The sequence below is a fragment of the Lewinella sp. W8 genome, from assembly GCF_004375085.3.
In the GTDB taxonomy this organism is placed as follows: Bacteria; Bacteroidota; Bacteroidia; order Chitinophagales; family Saprospiraceae; genus Neolewinella.
This window is the reverse complement of the sequence record NZ_SNAQ03000009.1, coordinates 15,215-35,811: the sequence shown is the minus strand read 5'-3', so window position 1 is coordinate 35,811 and position 20,597 is coordinate 15,215. Positions and strand designations below refer to the sequence as shown.

The 20,597-nt window shown below is 56.6% G+C and carries 22 protein-coding genes; 11 read left to right on the top strand and 11 right to left on the bottom strand.

Features of this window, described 5'->3' with window-relative positions; all coding sequences use genetic code 11:
* Positions 1-33: 33 nt before the first annotated feature.
* Positions 34-492, top strand: coding sequence for a hypothetical protein (locus E1J53_RS11560; RefSeq protein ID WP_134273109.1), 459 nt, complete (start codon positions 34-36; stop codon positions 490-492).
* Positions 493-515: 23 nt separating this feature from the next.
* Here E1J53_RS11560 and E1J53_RS11555 read toward each other — a convergent pair whose 3' ends face one another.
* Positions 516-941: an NUDIX domain-containing protein gene (locus E1J53_RS11555; RefSeq protein WP_134273108.1), complete on the bottom strand. Its 426-nt coding sequence runs from the start codon at positions 939-941 to the stop codon at positions 516-518.
* Positions 942-1,146: 205 nt separating this feature from the next.
* Between E1J53_RS11555 and E1J53_RS11550 the strand changes: the two genes are divergently transcribed.
* From E1J53_RS11550 to crcB, 7 genes are all read left to right on the top strand, one after another.
* Positions 1,147-2,235: a PLP-dependent cysteine synthase family protein gene (locus tag E1J53_RS11550; RefSeq protein ID WP_134273107.1), complete on the top strand. Its 1,089-nt coding sequence runs from the start codon at positions 1,147-1,149 to the stop codon at positions 2,233-2,235.
* Positions 2,236-2,305: 70 nt separating this feature from the next.
* A complete protein-coding gene (locus tag E1J53_RS11545; protein ID WP_134273106.1) occupies positions 2,306-2,968 on the top strand; it encodes a sterol desaturase family protein in 663 nt (220 codons plus the stop codon).
* Between the two features lie 8 nt (positions 2,969-2,976).
* The gene (locus E1J53_RS11540) at positions 2,977-3,306 is read left to right on the top strand and encodes an MGMT family protein (RefSeq protein WP_134273105.1); all 330 of its coding nucleotides are present in this window, start codon (positions 2,977-2,979) and stop codon (positions 3,304-3,306) included.
* Complete coding sequence (tsaB, locus tag E1J53_RS11535) at positions 3,303-4,103, top strand: tRNA (adenosine(37)-N6)-threonylcarbamoyltransferase complex dimerization subunit type 1 TsaB (protein ID WP_134273104.1); 801 nt, start codon at positions 3,303-3,305, stop codon at positions 4,101-4,103. The genes E1J53_RS11540 and tsaB overlap by 4 nt, the downstream gene beginning before the upstream one ends.
* Entirely contained in the window at positions 4,100-4,867 is a 768-nt protein-coding gene (truA, locus tag E1J53_RS11530; protein WP_134273103.1) for a tRNA pseudouridine(38-40) synthase TruA, read from the top strand. Before tsaB ends, truA begins: the two co-directional genes overlap by 4 nt.
* Before the next feature lie 83 nt (positions 4,868-4,950).
* The gene (locus E1J53_RS11525) at positions 4,951-6,066 is read left to right on the top strand and encodes a glycosyltransferase family 4 protein (RefSeq protein ID WP_134273102.1); all 1,116 of its coding nucleotides are present in this window, start codon (positions 4,951-4,953) and stop codon (positions 6,064-6,066) included.
* The gene (gene crcB / locus E1J53_RS11520) at positions 6,063-6,431 is read left to right on the top strand and encodes a fluoride efflux transporter CrcB (RefSeq protein WP_134273101.1); all 369 of its coding nucleotides are present in this window, start codon (positions 6,063-6,065) and stop codon (positions 6,429-6,431) included. Before E1J53_RS11525 ends, crcB begins: the two co-directional genes overlap by 4 nt.
* Here the strand turns inward: crcB and E1J53_RS11515 are convergent.
* From E1J53_RS11515 to E1J53_RS11500, 4 genes are all read right to left on the bottom strand, one after another.
* Positions 6,375-7,865, bottom strand: a complete 1,491-nt coding sequence (locus E1J53_RS11515; RefSeq protein ID WP_134273100.1) for an O-antigen ligase — start codon at positions 7,863-7,865, stop codon at positions 6,375-6,377. The genes crcB and E1J53_RS11515 overlap by 57 nt on opposite strands.
* On the bottom strand, positions 7,865-9,001 hold the full coding sequence (locus E1J53_RS11510) for a hypothetical protein (RefSeq protein WP_134273099.1): 1,137 nt from the start codon (positions 8,999-9,001) through the stop codon (positions 7,865-7,867). Before E1J53_RS11510 ends, E1J53_RS11515 begins: the two co-directional genes overlap by 1 nt.
* A gap of 192 nt (positions 9,002-9,193) precedes the next feature.
* Positions 9,194-10,231, bottom strand: a complete 1,038-nt coding sequence (locus tag E1J53_RS11505; RefSeq protein ID WP_134273098.1) for a radical SAM protein — start codon at positions 10,229-10,231, stop codon at positions 9,194-9,196.
* 103 nt (positions 10,232-10,334) lie between these two features.
* Positions 10,335-11,303, bottom strand: coding sequence for a Fic family protein (locus E1J53_RS11500; protein ID WP_134273097.1), 969 nt, complete (start codon positions 11,301-11,303; stop codon positions 10,335-10,337).
* Between the two features lie 143 nt (positions 11,304-11,446).
* Here E1J53_RS11500 and E1J53_RS11495 point away from each other — a divergent pair, with 143 nt between their 5' ends.
* Positions 11,447-12,196, top strand: a complete 750-nt coding sequence (locus tag E1J53_RS11495) for a DUF6503 family protein (RefSeq protein WP_134273096.1) — start codon at positions 11,447-11,449, stop codon at positions 12,194-12,196.
* A 26-nt stretch (positions 12,197-12,222) separates the two neighbouring features.
* Positions 12,223-12,966 (top strand): class I SAM-dependent methyltransferase, encoded by a 744-nt coding sequence (locus tag E1J53_RS11490; protein ID WP_134273095.1) that lies wholly within the window; start codon positions 12,223-12,225, stop codon positions 12,964-12,966.
* Between the two features lie 348 nt (positions 12,967-13,314).
* On the opposite strand, the gene E1J53_RS11485 is transcribed toward E1J53_RS11490, so the two are convergent.
* The 4 genes from E1J53_RS11485 to E1J53_RS11465 form a co-directional block, all read right to left on the bottom strand.
* Entirely contained in the window at positions 13,315-13,758 is a 444-nt protein-coding gene (locus E1J53_RS11485) for a GNAT family N-acetyltransferase (RefSeq protein ID WP_134273251.1), read from the bottom strand.
* 959 nt (positions 13,759-14,717) lie between these two features.
* Positions 14,718-15,452, bottom strand: coding sequence for a hypothetical protein (locus tag E1J53_RS11475; RefSeq protein ID WP_134273093.1), 735 nt, complete (start codon positions 15,450-15,452; stop codon positions 14,718-14,720).
* 37 nt (positions 15,453-15,489) lie between these two features.
* Positions 15,490-15,735 carry a hypothetical protein gene (locus tag E1J53_RS11470; protein WP_134273092.1) on the bottom strand — a complete coding sequence of 82 codons (246 nt, stop codon included), beginning with the start codon at positions 15,733-15,735 and terminating at the stop codon, positions 15,490-15,492.
* Positions 15,728-15,931, bottom strand: a complete 204-nt coding sequence (locus E1J53_RS11465; RefSeq protein ID WP_134273091.1) for a hypothetical protein — start codon at positions 15,929-15,931, stop codon at positions 15,728-15,730. The genes E1J53_RS11470 and E1J53_RS11465 overlap by 8 nt, the downstream gene beginning before the upstream one ends.
* A gap of 171 nt (positions 15,932-16,102) precedes the next feature.
* Here E1J53_RS11465 and E1J53_RS11460 point away from each other — a divergent pair, with 171 nt between their 5' ends.
* The gene (locus E1J53_RS11460; RefSeq protein WP_134273090.1) at positions 16,103-16,363 is read left to right on the top strand and encodes a DUF202 domain-containing protein; all 261 of its coding nucleotides are present in this window, start codon (positions 16,103-16,105) and stop codon (positions 16,361-16,363) included.
* 109 nt (positions 16,364-16,472) lie between these two features.
* Here E1J53_RS11460 and E1J53_RS11455 read toward each other — a convergent pair whose 3' ends face one another.
* A complete protein-coding gene (locus E1J53_RS11455) occupies positions 16,473-17,108 on the bottom strand; it encodes a hypothetical protein (protein ID WP_134273089.1) in 636 nt (211 codons plus the stop codon).
* 436 nt (positions 17,109-17,544) lie between these two features.
* Complete coding sequence (locus E1J53_RS11450) at positions 17,545-19,809, bottom strand: aconitate hydratase (RefSeq protein ID WP_134273088.1); 2,265 nt, start codon at positions 19,807-19,809, stop codon at positions 17,545-17,547.
* Between the last annotated feature and the right edge of the window lie 788 nt (positions 19,810-20,597).

Below are 20,597 nucleotides of genomic sequence, written 5' to 3'. Positions count from 1 at the left end.
CACACGAACCCCCAACGGAAACCCCTCCTAGAAATGGCCCCACGTAGTTTTCTCTTTCTTTTTACCCTATTGTTATGTTCCCCCTTATTGATTGCCCAGGTAGACCTGGATGGCGCCTGGGAAGGCACCATGACGGTTGGGGGAATTTACTCCAACGAGCAATTGCCCATGCAGCTTTACCTCACCACGGAGGGCACCCAGGTGGAGGGGCGCAGCTACGTTCAGCTGCCCGACGGATCGACCCTGCGCATGGATTTGCGGGGTAGAATGTACCGGGACCTTTCCCTGCAACTGACGGAGGTGAAGTTTGCCGGCGACCCGACCAACGATATCCTGCCGGAATTTAACCGGCAGTACCAGATTGTATTCAAGCCGGATCTGTGGGACGCCCAACTCAGGGGGTTCTGGCAGGAAGTAACGGATAAGACCTTTAACAACGGCCGCAAACGCGGCCGGATGGTCCTCAAACGACGGAAGGTTAAGGGGGTGTAATTGCCCGTGAGGGGGGCTGCAGATTACTGCTTGATTTCGGAATAGAGCTTCCCTTCGTTGTAGGCTTTCAGGACGTGGCGGACCGTAGCCGTCAGGTTCCGGGGGAGGTCATTTATGGGGCGCCACTCCACGTTAGCGAATTTTTTTGTCTCCTTACTTTCCGGTTTGCCTTCGTAATAAAAGGCCCGGAAATAGAGCACGATGCGGTGCTTGTTGGAGTAGCGTTTATGCAGAATGTGCACCAATTCAAGGTCTTCGGGAAGCAGCCGGATGCCGGCTTCTTCCCAACTCTCCCGGATGAGGGTGGCGGCGGCAAATTCTTTTTTCTCAACGGTGCCACCCACCAAAGAATAATTGCCGCCATTAGGTTTGGTCTGCTTGAGTAACAGCAGTCGTCCCCGATTTTGTAAAATGAGCCGTGCCTTTAGGGATACGGAGAACTTGGCCATAGTTGAAGAAGGTAGAAAGTGAGGATCAGTCGGTAGACCCGCAGTAAATGATTACTTTTGTGTGGATTAACAAAAGTCCCGCAAGATAATTCCCTTTGGGTAGATATCTTGACCGGGCAGGGTTACAAAGGGTAGAACCACCACATTCCCCGCGGCGTTTTTAGGATGAAAGCCGTTACTTGGGACTTAACACAGAACGTACTCTATGCGCCATAATAGTGTTATCAAGGCCATTGGCAATACACCCCTCATTCGATTGGACCGCATCTGCGGTGAGCGTATTCCCGCAACCGTTTACGGTAAAGTGGAATCCTTCAACCCCGGTCAATCGGCAAAAGACCGGGCTGCGCTCTACATGATTGAGCAGGCGGAGAAGAAGGGGCGGATTTTGCCCGGGGCCACGCTGATTGAGGCCACCAGTGGCAATACCGGATTCAGTATTGCCATGATTGCCGCCGTAAAGGGCTACAAATGTATCCTTACGCTGACGGACAAGGCCGGGCCCGAGAAGCGGGCCTTGCTCAAGGCCCTGGGGGCCGAGATTGTGCTCTGCCCGAAGGATGCCGCTCCGGAGGATCCGGACTCCTACTACTCCCAGGCCGAGCGCCTGGCCGCGGAAATTCCCAACAGTTTTTACCTGCGGCAAAACTGGAACCTGGACAACAGTGGGGCCCACTACCACAGTACCGGACCGGAAATCTGGAAAGACACGGAGGGAAAAGTAACCCACTACGTTTGCTGCGCCGGTACGGGAGGTACCCTGTCGGGAACGGCCCGCTACCTGAAGGAGCAAAACCCGGACGTAACCATCGTTGGGGTAGATGCCTACGGTTCCGTACTGAAAAAATACTGGCAGACGGGCGTTTTTGATCCGGACGAAATCTTCAGCTGGAAGGTGGAAGGACTGGGCAAAACGATCATCCCCGATAACGTGGCCTTTGACCTGATTGACGAATTCATCAAGGTGGGGGACCGCGCTGCCGCCCTGCGGGTGCGCGAACTGGCGCGCCGGGAAGGCATGTTGCTGGGCTACAGCAGCGGAGCCGCCCTGGAGGCCGTTTTTGCCATGCGCAAGCAACTTACGGCCGATGACGTCGTCGTTGTGTTGTTCCCCGATCACGGTAGCCGCTACCTCGGAAAAGTCTTCAATGACGACTGGATGAAGGAACAGGGATACCTGACACCCAACGGAGAACCGGCCGCCTACAGCGTAAAACACCTGCAACGCATGTACCGCGTGTACAAACGGATGTACGGCAGAAAAATTAAACAACGGCTAAAACTAGCACAGTAAACAGCTTGTTTGGGCCCATTTAGTGCTCGCTTATTCTTTCGTTTTTCTTCAGCATTAGAGAAAGAACCTTATGAAATCACGTACGCAGAAATTTAAGTCCAACTCCAGTGAGTCGCCACCGATGTTTCAGAACAAGATTCTGAACCGACTTACGCAGACGCACATTGCTACGCCCATCATCATTTTCCTCGTGTACGCCATCGGCTTACTGTGGTATACGGAGGCGCGGACGGACATTCCCGTACTGGCCGTGGTGGGACTCTTCTTCGCCGGTACGCTGGGCTTCACCCTTACCGAATACATTGTTCACCGCTGGATTTACCATCCTCCCCACGGTGCTTCGGACAAGTACAAGGAGATGACCTACAATATGCATGGCTTCCACCATGACTACCCCAAGGACAAGAAGCGCCTGGCGATGCCCCCCATTCTGGCGGTCATCATTGCGACCCTGCTGCTTTTCCTCTTTGAGTTGGTCCTTGGCCAGTACTCCTTTGCCTACCTGGCTGGTTTCGTGACGGGGTATGCCATGTACCTGGTGGTGCACTACACGGTGCACATGTACCCTCCGCCGAAGAACTTCCTGAAGGCCCTGTGGGTGAATCATTCCATCCACCACTACAGTGAAGACGAGGTGCTTTTTGGGGTGTCTCAGCCCCTCTGGGACTACGTTTTTGGCACCCTGCCGAAATCCGAAAAGGATAAAAAGCACGCCGTCGAGATCCTCAAGTAATTCCGGCGTTGCCCAAAAACCCGCACTACATTGAAGACGTGCAAGACGTGGCCAGGACCATTCCGGAAGGAAGGGTAACCACTTACGGAGCCATTGCCGATTTCCTGACGCTGGGCAGTGCCCGCATGGTGGGCTGGGCCCTGCATCGTTCCTTGCCGGGGACGGAAGTGCCCGCACACCGGGTCGTAAACCGCAAGGGGGAGCTCAGCGGACGCAACAACTTTGCGACCCCCACGCTCATGCAGGAGCGTCTGGAGGCCGAAGGGGTGCGGGTGGAAAACGACCGGATAGTGGACTTTGACGAAAAATTTTGGTCACCGACGGAATTGCTGAAATGAACCGATTACTCCTGGAAACGGCTACCGATGTCTGTTCCGTAGCCGTGGCCCAACACGAAACGGTGGTGGCTCAGCGCACGGCCCGGGAGGTGCACCAGCACGCCAGTCACCTGACGGTATTCATCGGGGAGGCGCTGGCGGAGGCGGGGATCAAGGCGGAGGAACTATCGGAGGTTATCCTGAGTGACGGTCCCGGTAGTTACACCAGTTTGCGGGTTGGGGCCGCAACGGCCAAGGGCCTCTGTCTGGCACTCCCGCACCTGGAATTGATTACCGTACCGACGTTGTTCTCCCTGGCCATGGCAGCTCCGGTTGCCGGGCCGGTGCTGGCCGTGATCAATTCCCGGCGGGGCGAGGTGTACGGGCAGCTCTTTGCCGCTGAGGTCGTGGAGAGTTGGCGGACGGCCACTTTCCCCGGCGCCGGCGGTCCCGTCAGCCCGGACGATAGTCCGGGCCTGCGGCGAGGACCGCAGAACATCCGCTTGACGCAGGATGGCTGGTGGGAGGAGCTCGTGGACGCCGCGGGGACCGAGGCATTTGCGGTCTGTGGGCCCGGTCAGGAACGCCTCCGGGAATATCTTCCGGATACTGTCCACGGCCCTGCGTTTGTGGAACCCACGCACTGTGCCGCGCCCTACCTCCTGGCACCTGCGGTTCATCGCCCCCTGCTGGACCAACTGGCAGAGGACGTTAGTCTGGCCACCCGGACGGCAAGGAAAGTAGACGTGGCGGCCTACGAACCCTACTATCTCAATCCGCCCTTCGTGACCAAGTCGACCAAAAAACCGCTGTTATGAGCCCCAAGCGATACATGTTGCGACTGGCCTACCAGGGCACGGCTTACGCCGGATGGCAGCGGCAGCCTAATGCGCTGAGCGTGGAGGAGGCGACGGATTCTGCCCTGAGTACCATCCTGGGCGTTCCGATTAAACTCGTGGGGTGTGGACGAACGGATACGGGCGTGCATGCTTCGGATTACTACGCTCACTTTGACTTCGAGGGGACGTTCCCGGAGGCCTTTCTGCGGCGGCTGAACCGGTTTTTGCCCGACGATATTGCGATCCGGGAACTGTATCGGGTGCCGGAAAGCGTCCACGCCCGTTTTTCGGCGACGGATCGTGCCTACGTGTACCAGATCACCACTGAGAAGGACCCCTTCCGGGCAGAAACGATTACTCAACTTCCCCGAGCGGCGTCCTACGACCAGCAACTGATGCAGGAGGCCGCGAAGCTAATCCTGAACTACGGGGAGTTTGCCACCTTCTGCAAAACCAATAGCGATGCCTTCACCATGAAGTGCACCCTGCACCACAGCGACTGGGTATTCAACAAGGAGGCCTGGACCTACCGTATCGGGGCGAACCGTTTTTTACGGGGGATGGTGCGACTGATTGTGGGGATGTGCCTGCGGGTGGGTGAAGGAAAGCTGAGCCTGGAGCAGGTGCAGACCGCCCTGGAGCGGCAGGAAAGACTGCCCAAACCGTGGAGCGCTCCGGCGGAGGGACTCTACCTGAGTGAGGTCAACTATCCCGATAAAAACAACTGGGAACGCATAATGTAGGGATTTCGTCGGGTTACGAATTATATTTGTAGCAACGCACCGCTGTCTACCACGCTACCAGACCTTACGATCATCCCAAGAACATGCTGACCTTAGTCCTGAGTTTTTTAATGTCTTTTTCACTGGTCTACGCCCTGCTGCCGGCCACCATTCGGGTCGCGAAGGACAAGGGACTGGTCGCTCGTCCGATCGCCCGCAGCAGCCACAAAACCCTGATGCCCTGCGTTGGGGGAATCCCGATTTTCATCGGCATTATTTTCACCACCCTTTTGCTGACTCCCTACGACCAGTGGGCGCAGTTGCAGTACATCCTGAGTGCGATGGTCATTGTGTTCCTGGTGGGGGCTAAAGACGATATCGAACAACTTTCGGCCTGGCATAAAGTGGTGGGCCTCCTGGTGGCCATTTCCATTCTGATCACCCGGGGAGAGGTGCGCCTGGAAAGTATGTACGGTCTCCTGGGGTATTCCGGGGACCTGCCGACCTGGATTTCCCTCCTGGTCAGTGCCTTTACCCTGCTCGTGATAACCAACGCCTTTAACCTGATCGACGGCATCAACGGATTGGCCGGGACGGTTGGCACCATTTGTAGCCTGACGTTCGGAATCTGGTTTTTCATGGCCGGCTCCTTCTACCTCGGCATTATTTCCATGACGACGGCCGGCGGCCTGATCGCCTTTCTGCGCTTTAACATCACGCCGGCGCGGACCTTCATGGGGGATACCGGTGCACTGGTGGTGGGCTTGTTGCTCGGCGTGATGAGCATTGAGTTCATTGACCTTTGCGCCACGGCCAGTCTGCCGGCGAAGTTCCGCTTCATGAACCCCGTGGCGGTGGCCGTGGGTATTCTGATTATTCCCCTGTTCGATACTCTGCGGGTATTCGTCACGCGGATGATTCGGGGGAAGAGCCCGTTACGCCCGGATCGGCGGCACATTCACCACCTACTGATTGACTCCGGTCACTCCCACATGGAAGCTACCGCCATTCTGGCCATGGCCAATATCCTCTTCATCAGCCTGGTGTTTTTGCTGGACCCCCTGATCAGTCTGCATTACCTACTGGCCATTTTGATCGGAGTGGCGTTGTTGCTTACCCTGATTCTGTACCGGAGCGTAAGGGAGCGTCGGCAAGGTGTACTTAAGCAGAAAAGCCTCACCACGAGTCCGGAAGAAATGTCCGTAAAACAAGCCGTATGAACTGGGTGCTGGTCTTCCTGGGCGGCGGGCTGGGAAGTCTGGCCCGCTACGGACTGACGTTTGTTTTTCCGGCGCCCGTGTTCCGGGATGGTGACTTCCCCTGGGCGACACTGGCGGCGAACCTCCTGGCCTGCATTGTGCTGGGGGCAGGGATGGCGCTGGCCGGCCGGGAAGTTCTCGGGAAACCGGCCCAATTGTTGCTGCTGACCGGCTTTTGCGGAGGGTTCTCCACCTTTAGCACCTTCGCCGGGGAGTTACTGCAGCTGTCCCAAAACGGCCATGCCCTACAGGCCTTTGGTTACCTGAGTTTAAGCTTGTTGAGTGGTGTCGCCGGCCTCTGGATCGCGATGGCCCTCGTCCGGTGAATACCGGTCCATGACGATAAGGATGGCCGCATTAAGGAGAAATTGTGCTCCGATTTTGTCGGTTTCCATCTGGTCGTTGATGATGTTGAACGCATCGACGATCAGCATGGCCAGGATGGCAGCCATCACGGCGTTCCGGGTCGCGGGATCCCGCTTACGGTGGTAGATGCGCTCCCCGATGAGTAGGACCCCGAAGATGTAGGTCAGGAAGATGAGGAGTCCGGGAAAGCCCTGCTCCACCAGGGTCATCAGGTAGTAGCTGTGAATGCCGGAGCCTTCGGGGTTTTCACTCACGTAGGTACGGAAAGCGTTGACGGTGTAGCCCCGGTAAAACTCCACGAAGTTGCCCGGCCCCCAGCCGGTTACGGGGCGGTAGGGAATCATGTGGCCCGCGGCGATCCAGCGGTAGAAGCGCTCCATCGTGGAAATGTCCTCCAGTTTGTAGGTGGCGGAAATCAGGTTGTCGAAGCGTTCGTGGGTGATGGTGGTGTCGTAATTCGGAGCGTAATCCAGGTACTTGTTGTCGTTCAGCAGGTAGAAGGCGGCGCCAAGCGCCACCACTACGGCCGCCAGGAGGGCCGGCTTGAGCAAGCGCCAGCGGACCACAAAAAAGGCTACGGCCGCCAGGGCCAGGGCCACGAAGGCGGCGCGGGTGTAGCTGAAGTAAATGGCGGCCAACCACAGGGGACCGATGATGCCCGCCAACCACCAGATGCTCCCCCCCCGGTGCCAGCGCGACCAGGCCAGATAGACTAGCCAGGGGGTGAAGGTGGCCAGACAACCGGCGTAGGAGACGTGCTCACTCATGAAGGGGTGCATCGTCTTGTGCTGCATGGCGAAACTAAAGCCAAAGGCAGCGTGACGCACCAGCGTCTGAAGGGCCACGAAGAGCAAGGGCCAGAAAATGCAGTGGGCAAAGAGCTGGACGTGGCGGGGTGTTTTTAGCACCAGCAGGGGCACCAGGAAGTAGGCCCCTACGTACCATAATTTGGCCAGCGAGAACTTCAGACTGACCAGGAACCCGGGACTGAACACGGTGCTGACCAGAATCCAGCCTACGTGAAGGTAGAGGAGCAGGGCAATGGGATGGCCAAAGGTTTTTCGCTGGTAGGCCGGCCAGTGCTTCAGGGCGTGGACGATGAAGATGCCCGTGAGGCCGATGGCCAGGGGCTCGGTGGGTAAATCCGTACTCAGGCCGCCGGGGAGAAAGACGACCGTACTGACGGGGATCATGGTCAGCAGCAGCCAAAAGAAAACCCGAAAATCCATCACCGCCTGCCCGACGACCCACAACAACACGGGGATTCCCGCCATCCAGTACCATTCGGTGGCGATGGCCAGCCCGAGGAAGGCCAGGGCCACGAGGGCGTAGCCAAAAAAGATTCGCCGCGCCAGCGGCGGCGGACCGACGGGATGCACCGGCGGGAGCGACATTAGCGGGTGATGCTTTCCCAGTCGTACCGGCGACCGGTATCGATCAGAATGGCTCCCACGGCAGCAAACAGAAAGCTGAGGATGGTAGCCCCTACGACGATGAGACTGCGCCGGGGTTTACTCTTGGCCACGGGAACCTTCGCCTCCTCGACGACTTCCAGGGCCCGCTGCTCGGACCGCAAAATCGTTTCGAATTGCTTCAAACGAATCCGGTCTTCAGAAAGGGACTTGTTCAGCTGCGCACGTTCTTCCTCCAGGTTGACGAGAGGCCCGAGGCTGGTGTTGAGCCTAATCAGCTGGCTGTCCAGGTTTACCTTGGCGCTTTTCAGGCCCGCAAGCTCAACTTCTAGTTTGGCGATACTGTCCCGCGCAATGCGCCCACCCCGTTGGCGGTAGGCTTCAATGCGGGCGTTGGTGGAGGCGAGGTTTTCCTCCATGGTGGCGTATCGGTTGGCCAGGGCTTCACTCTGGGCGTCGGTGTCGTAGATGCCGGACTTATCCCGTAATTCGGTGATGCGGTCGTTGAGTTCCTGCAGGTTCCGTTCTCGCTGGGTAACTTCTCCCCGGAGGCCCGCCGCACTTCTGGCCTGGGTGGCGTGGATCAGGCCGAGGGTGATCTCGTTGATTTTTTCTCTCGCCACCCGGGCCATGGCGGCCGCCCGCTTCGGGTCGCGATCAACGATTTCCAGCTGAATGGCGTCCCGGCTGGTCTTCGTGACCTCGTAGTTGCTCAGGAATTCCCGGCGTACGTACAGCGGAGCCTTTTGTTTGGTGCTGTCGATGTCGTAGACGAAATAGAGATGGAAGCTGTCCACCATGAAGTCTACCAGTTCGTCGCTCTCCGCCACGGCCATCAGGCGGTCGATGTCGTCGCCGTTGCCGTAGAACTGGAGGCGGGCGTTGCTGGTGCCGAAGACGCCGTCAATGGATGACTGGTCGGGACTGATGGCCAGAAAGCTGGTGGAACCGGTAAAGTAGTTCGGCAGCAGCAAACTGATGATGACGGACAATACGGCTCCCGCGGCGGTTACGTAAATGATCGGCATCCGCCAGGTCCAGAGACTGCGCAAGACACCGAGAAGGTGCGCGGGGGGAGCTTGGTTTTTTTCGGCCGGTGGGGCAGAATTAGTAGGCATGGAGAACGTAATTCAGAAGGAGGCGCAAAGGTAGCCAATTGTCTCCGGCGGAGACGATTCCTGGGGATAGATAGATTTTGTCGGGTAGTCGTTGCCTGCACGACCAGCGGGAGTGGCCGGTCGGTCAATCAGGAAGCTTGCCACCAACAGGAATGAGTCCTCATAACGGATCACCAGCCGGGGACCGTATGCTCACACTTCGGCACCGAGCCACACTTCACAGCCCTCCGTACAGTTCTGGCAGATGTCAATTTCCGCACGTCCGCGCAGGAGTTTCGCCCGGAAGTCATCGTAGGCGGCTCCCCGCCAAACTTCGGGTAAGGAAGCTGTTTTGAGGTCGCCCAGCCGGTGGGTGACGTCCTTGTCAAAGCAGCAGGGGGCCACCAGGCCGTCCCAGGTGATGACGCAGCTGTGCCAGAGTTTCCAGCAGTGGTTGCTTAGCTTATTCTTGATGCCGTAGGTGCCATCCGCCTTCCGGTAGTACCGGGCGTAGGCCTCGTTTTGGGGCATGAGCGGATTGCCGTGCTCATAGTCGTAGAGTTGGGCGGTCTTGAACTTCACTTCGTCGATCCCGATTTCGTCGGCTAGCCGCACGACCTCCTCCATCTGGTGCTCGTTGGGGCCCACGACGAGGTACTGAAAAATGAGGTGAGGGGTGGGGGAGTTGAGCTGGCGTTTCCACTTCACCAGGTTTCGGGCTCCCTGGAGCACGGTGTCCAGCTTGCCCGCTTTCCGGTATTGTTCGTAGACCTCCTGGGTGGTGCCGTCCACGCTGATGATGAGGCGATCCAGGCCACTTTCGATGGTACGCTTTGCGTTGGCATCATTCAGGAAGTGGCCGTTGGTGGAGGTGATGGTGTAGACGCCCCGCTGGTGGGCTTCGGCCACCATGTCGAGAAAATCGGGATTGATGTAGGGTTCGCCCTGGAAGTAGAAGATGAGGTACAGCAGGTGGTCGGCGATGTCGTCGAGGGTGCGGCGAAAGAAGTCGGCGCGGAGGTTGCCGGTGGGACGGGTGAACTGCCGCAATCCGCTGGGGCATTCCGGGCAGCGCAGGTTGCAGGCCGTGGTGGGTTCGAAGGAAACGGTGAAGGGTTGCCCCCAGGTGAAGGGCCGACCGGTCCAGCGGGTGAGGTAGTAACCGGCCACAATTTTGGCTGCGTTCACGACCCGTCGTGGGGTGAGCTTGCGCAGAAAATTCAGGGTGTCTTTGGGATAGAGCCGGGGCATGGGGTAAAGGTAATCAATCGGGTAAGGTCATGGGGGTGACCGTTTTGGAGTATTTCAATCTTTTGGCGCGGAGCGCAGGTGCGGTGATTAACCCGGGTGCCGGCTATACCAGAAATTGATACCGGGTGGTGGCGTACTGGCCCTTTCTGATCAGGAGGCCCCGCTCGAGGCCAAAGCTTAGGTCCCGGGTGGCGGTGGCCGGAGAGATTTGCTTGTGAATAGACAGGTATTCCTTTCTGGAAAAGAAAGCACCCTTTTGCGACGCCCGAAAGGACCGGAGGCGACTTTCCGGATCACTCTTCAGGTTAGTAGCCTGATCAAGCTGTTGTTTGAGGGTATCTTCCAGTGCGGAAAGCGCGTAAAGAATAAAGGGTGTAGAATTGCCAACCGATTGGCTATCCTGTAGCGCCCGATAATATTCTTCCTGCCTGGCGTACACCATATTCTCCAAAGGAATGACCACCAGGTCCGGGTATTCCGTTTTTAGGATGGCCGTTTGCCAAAGTCGGCCCATCCTACCGTTCCCGTCACTGAAGGGATGGATAAACTCAAATTCATAGTGAAAGACACAACTTTTGATGATAGTATCCTCCTGATATTCATTTAAGTGTTCAAACAAATCACCCATTAAGGCCGGAACTCTTTTGGCGGGGGGAGCGATATGGACTACCTTTTCTCCATCCAGCACGCCCACCGCTTTTTGACGGTACTGACCGGCATCGTCAATCAACCCGTGCATCAAGGTTTCGTGCATACGCAACAGCTCTGACTCTGCGAATGGATCTATTTCTTCCAACTGATCATATACCTTGATGGCATTTTTTACTTCCAGGATGTCCTTGGTTGGTCCTAGCACCCGCTTACCTTCAATAATGTCCGTCATCTGTGCTTCCGTAAGGGTATTGCCTTCAATGGCCAGACTGGAATGCAGTGATCGGATTTTGTTTTCCCGACGAAGCTGAAGGTTGTTTTGCAGGAGTTGATATCCTTCAATCTGACCGATAAGCCGGATAATTGATTTGAGTTGATTGAAGATTTCTATAGTCAACTCATAGGGAGGGCGATAACTCATGATTAGATCATAAAGATAATAAATGATTAGATCATTTGATCTAATCAGCGTAAGCCCAGAAGAGCTATCCGTCGTCATCCGTCATTTTTGGTGAGGGGGTTCAACTTTCTGATGCCGGGATTTATTCGCCTGAGAAAACACCCATGCGCACTTTGCTTTTGGCCGTACTGCTCGGCACCTGCGGCCTCGCCCCCGTCTCTCTTTTTGCCCAAAGCCCCCGGGCCCTCATCGACGAGATGATTACGGCCATGGGCGGCACCGAGGCACTGTATGCCCTGGGGGACGTTTCCTACGTGTACCACAACGCCCGCGGGGCTTCGGAAGAGCGCTACATTTTTGACGGCGAGGTCAGCTGGGGGCGCAGCAAAATGCCTGACGGGCGGACCCGGGTGCAGTACTTTGACGGCAGCAACGCCCGGGTCTGGCTGGACGGAGAGGAAACGGAGGACGAGTCGCAGCTTGAATCGGCCTTTTTCTCCCGAAAAACCAATTACTACTGGTTACTGATGATGCAAAAGCTGGCCGACCCCGGCCTGGTGTATACCTCCGGCGGGAAGCGAACGGTGGACGGCATTGAATACGACATTGTGGACGTCACCTTCCGGGACGGCGTGGGTGTAGCCAAAGATCGCTACGTCCTCTACATCAATCCCTACACCCACCTCGTTGATCAGTTCCTGTTCAACGTCACGGCGGTGGGACGGCAGGATCCGATCCTGATGAAGTACACCTACGACACCTTTGACCAGGGGGTGAAGCTGCCGGTCGTCCGACAATCTCACGCGGCGGCCAACTGGGAGGGTGACCTCAGCGCCGACGGGCGCTGGAGCGTCCGTTGGATTACTGACGTGCGTTTCAACCGTGGATTCACCAAAGAAAGTATTCTGAAATAGTCGGAATTCCCGACCTTCGGGTAAGCGTGTACGATCAACTGAAAAGCTTAGCGAAGAAGTGGCTGCCCCCGGGTTTGCTGCGTCGGTTTGAGCCACAACTCCGGGCTCTGGTGACCCTGAAGTACCTGGGAAAGAACCATCGCTGTAACTGCTGCGGTACGCGCCTATCCACCTTCATCGCCCTGGAGCGGGGGGACGATCTTTGTCCGCGCTGCGGCAGCCTTCCGCGTAGTCGCCGGCTCTGGCGGCTCCTCTCCAGGTTTGATTTGCGCGGGCAGCGGGTGCTGCACTTCAGTCCGCCCCGTGCCCTGGCCGACCGCCTGCGGGGAGCTTCGCTGGGCCAGTACGTTACGACCGACTTCGAGGATGAATTTCTGGCCGACGAACGCTACGACATCACGAACCTTGATCTGCCTGACGACAGTTTCGACCTCATCATCTGCTACCACGTTCTGGAGCACATCCCCGACGACCGGACGGCGATGGCGGAGTTGTACCGGGTACTCGCCCCGGGCGGCCTCGGTTTGATCCAGACGCCCTTCCGGGAGGGGGAGACTTACGAAGACCCTACCATCACCGACGCGGCCGGTCGTCTGGCCGCCTTCGGACAGGAAGACCACGTGCGGGTCTATTCCGTTGCCGGACTTTCGGAGCGCCTGCGGGCCGCCGGGTTCACGGTAGAACCCCGACGGTATCCCGGAGACGAATTCTACGGGTGGCGAGACGGAGAAACGGTGATCTGGGCGCGGAAGCGGGGGGGTGATGTTTGAGATGTGACGTTTGACGTTTGAAGTAGAGGGGAGAATGTTGGTGAGGCGGCTGGATTTTTTGATAAGGGGACGTTTGACGTTTGATGTAGGTGTCCGGAGGAGGCTTGCTCCGCAAGCCGGTCGTAAGTGCCGAACGAGGCTAAGGCTAAGCGTAACGGAGCCGGTGGGGACCCTTAAAGGAGCAACGCGCTGCGCTTGTTGCACGCTTCAAGGTCCCAGGGAAGCGTGCCTCAAATCGGTCGAAACGTTCCACGTCCAGCCATTCCTGGAGCCGAACATCTTTTCGGAAAAGGCTTGCTCCCCGCCCAGGGTGTGGATGGTCGGGCGAGCGCAGGCCGGGCCGATCAATCAGTGAAACACCAGTTCCATGTGGTAGAGGTCGAAGCCCTTGAACCAGTAGTCTTTTTCCTGGTACTGGAGGAGGAAGCCGGCTTTGGCGTAGAAGCCGTGGGTGTGTTGGGAGGTCCGCACACTGACGGAGGTGATTTGTGGGTTCCGCCGAAGGAGGTCGAGGCGGTGTTGGAGTAATTGCCGGCCGAGTCCCCGGCCGTGAAAATCGGGGTGGACGATGTCCCAGGAGATGCGGGCCGACCGGGAGTCGGGCAGGTAGTTGATGCCTCCGGCGGCCACCAGTTGACCGTTCAGGGTTCCCGTGAAGTAGTCTTCTCGTTCCTGCTGCAGGTAGGTGGCCAGGTCATCGTATTCCTCGGGGGCGAAGTATTTCGGGATGTTGGCTTGCAGCAGGGAGAGGGTAGGAGAGAAGTCTTCCGGGGAGTAGGGAGCGATGATCATCGATCTCAAAGTAAAGGATTTTGCCGGTGCAATTGAGGGAGTAAGGAGGAGGATAAGGTAGCGGATCGCCGGCCCCTTCATGTAAATTGAGAACCGGCCAGGCTACTACCGAGTGGCCTGGCACCTGCGCTCCGCGACAAAAATTCGGAATCCACTTGCCCGGCCAGACTTCAGGGGCTTCATCGGAAACTAACGGAAGAGAGTGCCCGATCACCGGCCCACTATGCGGTAGTTTACCATGAGGCTCAAGCGGCCTCGTTGGTGCTCTGAAATGTAAGTTGTATTGAGGAAAAGTCCCCAGTCGGTGGAGAGGGCTATCGACCAATCGGGGTGGAGGCAATAGTCCAATCCGAGCATCAAGCCTAAGTATCCGCCTTCCTTTTTTTCGATGATCAATTCGCCAGGGGTTCGAATTTCCGTACGGAGCGGAACGCTGATGCCCGTATTAAGGTCGTAGAAGGCTTCCGTGATTTGCTCGAATTGGTATTGATGAAGAGAGCGTTGTAAAATAGAGAACTGCCCGCCAATTCTGGTTCTTATCCTGCCTTTTCCGAGTCGGACGCCACTACGGAATCGTAGCCAGCTTTCCTTTACGGAATAGTCGCCTTTCCGGACGAAGGCCGGTATCGGGGTTTCGTCAATGAAAATTCCCCCCGTAAGGAACTCCCGATTTACGCCGATAATTTTAGTCCGTTCGATGAGGTAATCCAGGCTAAGGTAAAGTGCTCTGGAGCTCCTGCTCCACAGCAACACGTCCACTCCCCCGCTGGGACTGATCCGGGGGCGTTGAGCGTCTTGGGCATATCCGTTTCCCACTTGCCGGTAAATCGGTGTATGCGCACTTGCGCTCAGGTAAAGTTCTGCGGCGAAGGGTGGCTTTTCTTGAGGTGAACGGGGTGGGAAAATCTGTGCGATCACCGTTGAACCGAGGAGCAGCAAGCTTGTGGATAATAGAACCCTCATGGAACTTGAACAATAATGGTTTGCTGATCGAATTCGTGGCCCAACACAACAGTTCGTCCGCTGGGAGCGGTGTAGGTTACCGGAAGGGGAAAGGAACCGTTTCGGAGTAATGGAGCCCCTTCGATTTTGGTAGATTGAAAGCGTGTCTGTTCACAAATAGCAAAATTAACGTTCGCAACATCGTAGGCGGATCCGGTAAGCTGTAAGGCATAATTACCAAGAGCAGTAATTTCCATCCCGAACCGAAAAGAACACCTTCCCGCCGGGCAAGCGTAGCGGAAGAAAATCACATTGGGGTCCTCGGGCTGGGAGGGGAGCCGGAAGCCAATCTCTGGAACGAAGGAGAAAGCGTTGGATGCACTTATCGCCAGGCTACTATCTGCCACCAGGGCAAAAGCTTCCATGGTGACCAAGCCTCCCGCTTCACTGAGGGCAACCCGGCGGGGAGATTCTGTCAATAGGGCGGGAAAATCTGCGGTGAACCAAAGGGTGTCCCCAATCCGAAAGGGAGAAGTGGGTAAAAAAGTGGATACTGAAAGTTCTCCGTCGCCACGATAAAACTTTTCGCAAGGCTCTGAACACTGGAATGCCAGATTAAGGCCGGCAAATAAGGTGATCGCAAACAGACGAAGGAAAGCCGGGTAAAGTGTACACCCCGCTAGATTCCATGCGGGAAGCTTCACAAATTTCGCGCTTACAACAAGGTAAATGGTGCGGAACTTTGGTTGCACGAGAAGGGGGGATTAAGCAAAGCAAATTTACCGAATATTAGGGTAGCTGTTGTTGCTGCTCTGACGGCTCAAGACGCCTGACTTTGGCTTCCCCCCGTTTCTTCTTGCGGGTCAGCACTCCCGCATCCAGCAAGACCTTGATCAGGAAGGTGGCCGTAATGGCACCATGTAGGAAGTCATACGTGGCCCAGCGCCCCAATAACAGGACCCCTACGGCAAGGGGCAATGCACCCAGCAGAAAGCGCCCCCAACGAAATTCCGGAGTAAAGAACAGGTTATCCATGGGATTGCTGGTTTTTGCGATTTCTCAGATACAGGTACACCGCAATGAGGGTAATGGGCCCCAGTGCCCCCAGGGTGTAAAAGAAGCCCCGCCAAAAGGAAGAAAGCTGGATTTGCCCGGAATAATTCATCGCGGCGGCCACGACAGCGATGAGCCAACCAATTGCCGTGAGGAAAGCAGGCCATTTCTTGTGCATAGAGGGAAGTATGGTGGATGGAGTCGGTAAAGAAACGGGGAATCGCCCCGGCGGTTTTAGGGCCGTCCACGCATATCCCTGGATTGGCACCTGGTTTAGGTTGGTTTCCGTAACGCAGATCACGAAAGGTCACCGCAGGGCGGGCCTAATTTTGCCCCAAAGATATTCCCCATGCCCTCCGACCAAAATACGCTGATCGTCCGCGATTTCCTGGCCATCGAACGGACGCACCTGGCCAACGAACGCACTTTTCTGGCCTACTTCCGCACCTTCATCGTTCTGCTCAGCTCGGGTGTAGCCATCCTGAAACTGGAGGCACTGGCGGAGATCAAAGACATTGGCTGGGCCCTCATTGCCGTGGCACCAATTTTCCTTTTCGTGGGGCTGTGGCGATTGCGGCGGGTGAAACGAAAAATCCGGCAGCATTATTGAGCAGGCATTGGGTAGAAAACAAACAGGCAGCCAGGGATGGCTGCCTGCGGAAGCTCGTTGGATAAGTTAGCCGACTTGACCCCCTGAACAATAGGGTGGAGGCGCTTAGTTACTTACTCAAAACTTTATCCACATTCTGGGCCGCAAGTCGTAAGCGAGTGATCGATTGGTCATCAAGCCCCAGCGATTCGGGATGCTTAAGAAACGCACTACTTTGGGTTTCAACGTACTTTTTATACCGCCGATATTCTTTTGGCGGTAGTGCCTCCTTAGCGGTGAGCAGGCCTTGGGCAAGAATCTCAAATTCAACGGGGCGCATATCAAGAGAGAAAATTGACCTTATGGCGTCTGCTGCGGATTCAGCTCGCTCTTTGTTATTTGGGGCATTGATGATGAAAGTGGTTAAGGACTGATATTCTCCCAGTAGTATATCTACCGATTCTCGGACGCCAAGTTGTGGTCCATGCACTTTGCGTATTTCATCATGAAAGTCCCGCAACGCTTTTGCCCCCATTAGTAAAGGCTCATTGCGGTGCCGAAAAATTATCCCGTTAGACTCCATGAGATAGGTAGGTCGATACTCCGGATTACTGGCTTCCAGAATGACGATCTTTTGCGTTCCCGGACTTGTGGCGTCTTCGGAGGCGAAAATGTCGGCCTTTGCCTTTTCTTCCGTGGAAACCAAAGATTCTCTTTGGCACGCAAACAACAGAAACACTGGAATAAGTAGCGTAAGGTATTTCATGGTATAATTATTGACAGTGAGTGGTTTCGCAGGTGCCACCAGGTAATCCCAGCGGGTCCATTCCAATAAAAAAAGGCCTGGTCGTATCATCGAAAACTTCAAATATGGTGTCTCCGTACCACCGGGAGGCACGGTAGCTTTCAATTCGACCGTTGCAATCAACTTCATACTCGATCGCCCAGGAGACGCACCCACTCGGGCAGCTGCCACTGCAACGGAAAGTTTTGCCAAAGCCAGTAGCTCCTAGGAAAAAGAAAAGAAAGACTAAAAGGACTCTCATCTGAATATTGTTTACCTAAAAATAGTCCCCCCCCCCCCGATATATGCAAGAAAAATATGTTTTATAACCGTTGGCGCATTGGGTAATGGGCACAAAAACGCCCCGCCGCCAAATGGCGACGGGGCGTTTCATCAGGTAGAACAGCCTCAGGGGTACTTAGGCCAGTTCCTCGCGGATTTTGTTCAGGGCACTACCCGCGCGTACCCAGTCAATCTGGGCCTTGTTGTAGGTGTGGTTCACCTTCACGGTATCGGTGCTGCCGTCGGCGTGGGTCAGCTCAATGGTGAGCTGCTTGCCGGGGGCGAAGCTGTCAAAGTCCACGATGCTCACCTTGTCGTCCTGACGGAACTTGTCGTAGTCGTCGGGGTTGGCGAAGGTCAGGGCGAGCATACCCTGCTTCTTAAGGTTGGTTTCGTGAATCCGGGCGAAGCTCTTCACCAGTACGGCGTGAACGCCGAGGAAGCGCGGCTCCATGGCCGCGTGCTCGCGGCTGGACCCTTCCCCGTAGTTTTCCTCACCGACCACGATCTGGCCGATGCCGTTTTCGCGGTAGGTGGTCGCACTGTCGGGCACGGCCATGTATTCGTTGGTGACGTAGTTGATCACCTTGTTGGTCTCTTCGTTGTAGAAGTTGATCGCACCGATGAGGCAGTTGTTGGAGATGTTCTCCAGGTGGCCCCGGAACTTCAACCACGGACCGGCCATCGAAATGTGGTCGGTGGTACACTTGCCCTTGGCTTTGATCAGGATGCGCATGTCCTGCACCTGCTCGGCCTTGATGGGCTTGAAGGGCGTCAGGAGTTGGAGGCGGTCACTGCCGGGGTTTACCACTACCTCCACGCCGCTGCCGTCTTCGGCGGGTGCCTGGAAGCCGGCGTCCTTGACGTCGAAGCCCTGGGGGGGCAACTCGTAGCCGTGGGGCGCTTCCAGCATCACTTCTTCGCCCTTGTCGTTGGTCAGGGTATCTGTCAGCGGGTTAAACTTCATGCTGCCGCTGATGGCCATGGCCGTAACGATCTCGGGACTGGCGACGAAACCGCGGGTCTGCGGGTTGCCGTCGTTCCGCTTGGCGAAGTTCCGGTTGAAGGAGGTAATGATGGAGTTGGCGCGGTTGGGGTCGTCCGTGTGGCGGGCCCACTGTCCGATACAGGGACCACAGGCGTTGGCCAGCACGACGCCGCCAATGTCTTCAAAGGCGTCCAGGATACCGTCCCGTTCCACCGTGTAGCGGATCTGTTCGGAACCGGGGGTGATGGTGAATTCACTCTTGGCCTTAAGCCCCTTTTTGGCGGCATCTTTGGCGATGTTAGCCGCCCGGTCGAGGTCTTCGTAGCTGGAGTTGGTGCAGGAGCCAATCAGGCCTACTTCCAGTACGGGAGGGAATTCAAATTCATCCACGGCAGCGGCGAATTCGCTGATGGGGAAGGCGCGGTCCGGGGTATAGGGACCGTTGATGTGGGGCTCCAGTTCGCTGAGGTTGATCTCGATGACGCGGTCGAAGTACTGCTCGGGGTTGGCGTAGACCTCATCGTCACCGGTGAGGTGCTCGGCCACCTGGTCGGCGAGTTCGGCGACGTCGGCGCGCTCGGTGGCCTTCAGGTAGCGGCTCATGCTTTCGTCGTAGCCGAAGGTGGAGGTCGTGGCGCCGATCTCGGCACCCATGTTACAGATGGTACCCTTACCGGTACAGCTCATGCTCCGGGCACCTTCGCCGAAGTATTCCACGATGGCTCCGGTACCGCCCTTTACGGTCAGGATGCCGGCCACCTTGAGGATAACGTCTTTGGGGCTGGTCCAGCCGCTCAGCTTACCCGTCAGCTTTACGCCAATCACTTTGGGCATCTTGAGTTCCCAGGGCATGCCGGCCATAACGTCTACGGCGTCGGCACCACCCACGCCGATGGCTACCATACCGAGGCCGCCCGCATTGGGGGTGTGGCTGTCGGTACCGATCATCATGCCGCCGGGGAAGGCGTAGTTTTCCAGTACGATCTGGTGAATGATTCCCGCACCGGGCTTCCAGAAGCCGATACCGTACTTGTCGGATACGCTGGAGAGGAAGTCGTACACTTCACTGTTCACGTCGTTGGCGCGCTTCAGGTCGCTGTCGGCACCGTGCTCGGCCAGAATGAGGTGGTCGCAGTGAACGGTGGAGGGGACGGCAACCTTATCACGGCCCGCCATCATGAACTGCAGCAGGGCCATCTGGGCCGTGGCGTCCTGCATGGCCACGCGATCTGGGGCAAAAAAGACGTAATCATCTCCCCGGGCATATTGCTGTAACGGACTTTCCGGATGGAGGTGGGTATAAAGAATTTTTTCGGTCAGGGTGAGGGGGCGGCCCAGTTTTTTGCGGGCTTCTGCTACTTTACCGGGAAGGTCGGCGTAGACTTTTTTGATCAGATCGATATCAAAGGCCATGGAATAGCTTTTCGTTTTTCACGTATACAATGGGCTTTTTGGGGCGACAGTGCGCAGGTGCCGGGTGGTTGGGAAAACCGCCAGGGGCCGGGCAGGACGCTGTCCACGAAAAATCCGTGGAAAAAGCTTCATCAATCACAACGCGCGAGCGCCCAAAAAGTCGACAAATGTAACGAGATTCCCCCATTAAAGCTAGCGTCTCCGGGGGCCGGAGGGGACGAGGGATCGGAGAAGAAATTTTCTGCCAGATTTCAACAGGGTGCTGGCGTGTTCGTTTCGCGGTGTTTTGTCCGCCCATTCGGCAATACAGGTCTCCAGTGGCCCGCTCAAATAGCCATCCTGTCGTACTTCTACATATCTACGTCAAGGATGGAGCTTCCGGCAACGAGCCATCTAGTCGTACTTCTACATATTTACATCATCGATGGAACTTCCGGCAACGAGCGACCCTGTCGTACTTCTACATATTTACGTCAAGGATGGAGCTTCCGGCAACGAGCGACCCTGTCGTACTTCTACATATCTACGTCAAGGATGGAGCTTCCGGCAACGAGCGACCCTGTCGTACTTCTACATATCTACGTCAAGGATGGAGCTTCCGGCAACGAGCGACCCTGTCGTACTTCTACATATCTGGTCGGCCGACGAACCAGCTCGTACCTCGCGTTTCGGCGGACGACCTAGCTTCTCCCAAGAACCCGCAACCAGCAACTAGTACATCGGGCACCCGCAGCCACCGGCCCGGCAACCGGCCAGGAAAAGGCAGCAAAGGGCAATCACCAGGTAAA

Excerpts from the sequence above, each read along its gene's own strand:
- E1J53_RS11560 (WP_134273109.1), top strand. The coding sequence starts at position 34 with ATGGCCCCACGTAGTTTTCTCTTTCTTTTTACCCTATTGTTATGTTCC.
- E1J53_RS11555 (WP_134273108.1), bottom strand. The coding sequence starts at position 941 with ATGGCCAAGTTCTCCGTATCCCTAAAGGCACGGCTCATTTTACAAAAT.
- E1J53_RS11550 (WP_134273107.1), top strand. The coding sequence starts at position 1,147 with ATGCGCCATAATAGTGTTATCAAGGCCATTGGCAATACACCCCTCATT.
- E1J53_RS11545 (WP_134273106.1), top strand. The coding sequence starts at position 2,306 with ATGAAATCACGTACGCAGAAATTTAAGTCCAACTCCAGTGAGTCGCCA.
- tsaB (WP_134273104.1), top strand. The coding sequence starts at position 3,303 with ATGAACCGATTACTCCTGGAAACGGCTACCGATGTCTGTTCCGTAGCC.
- truA (WP_134273103.1), top strand. The coding sequence starts at position 4,100 with ATGAGCCCCAAGCGATACATGTTGCGACTGGCCTACCAGGGCACGGCT.
- E1J53_RS11525 (WP_134273102.1), top strand. The coding sequence starts at position 4,951 with ATGCTGACCTTAGTCCTGAGTTTTTTAATGTCTTTTTCACTGGTCTAC.
- crcB (WP_134273101.1), top strand. The coding sequence starts at position 6,063 with ATGAACTGGGTGCTGGTCTTCCTGGGCGGCGGGCTGGGAAGTCTGGCC.
- E1J53_RS11515 (WP_134273100.1), bottom strand. The coding sequence starts at position 7,865 with ATGTCGCTCCCGCCGGTGCATCCCGTCGGTCCGCCGCCGCTGGCGCGG.
- E1J53_RS11510 (WP_134273099.1), bottom strand. The coding sequence starts at position 9,001 with ATGCCTACTAATTCTGCCCCACCGGCCGAAAAAAACCAAGCTCCCCCC.
- E1J53_RS11505 (WP_134273098.1), bottom strand. The coding sequence starts at position 10,231 with ATGCCCCGGCTCTATCCCAAAGACACCCTGAATTTTCTGCGCAAGCTC.
- E1J53_RS11500 (WP_134273097.1), bottom strand. The coding sequence starts at position 11,303 with ATGAGTTATCGCCCTCCCTATGAGTTGACTATAGAAATCTTCAATCAA.
- E1J53_RS11495 (WP_134273096.1), top strand. The coding sequence starts at position 11,447 with ATGCGCACTTTGCTTTTGGCCGTACTGCTCGGCACCTGCGGCCTCGCC.
- E1J53_RS11485 (WP_134273251.1), bottom strand. The coding sequence starts at position 13,758 with ATGATCATCGCTCCCTACTCCCCGGAAGACTTCTCTCCTACCCTCTCC.
- E1J53_RS11470 (WP_134273092.1), bottom strand. The coding sequence starts at position 15,735 with ATGGATAACCTGTTCTTTACTCCGGAATTTCGTTGGGGGCGCTTTCTG.
- E1J53_RS11465 (WP_134273091.1), bottom strand. The coding sequence starts at position 15,931 with ATGCACAAGAAATGGCCTGCTTTCCTCACGGCAATTGGTTGGCTCATC.
- E1J53_RS11460 (WP_134273090.1), top strand. The coding sequence starts at position 16,103 with ATGCCCTCCGACCAAAATACGCTGATCGTCCGCGATTTCCTGGCCATC.
- E1J53_RS11455 (WP_134273089.1), bottom strand. The coding sequence starts at position 17,108 with ATGAAATACCTTACGCTACTTATTCCAGTGTTTCTGTTGTTTGCGTGC.
- E1J53_RS11450 (WP_134273088.1), bottom strand. The coding sequence starts at position 19,809 with ATGGCCTTTGATATCGATCTGATCAAAAAAGTCTACGCCGACCTTCCC.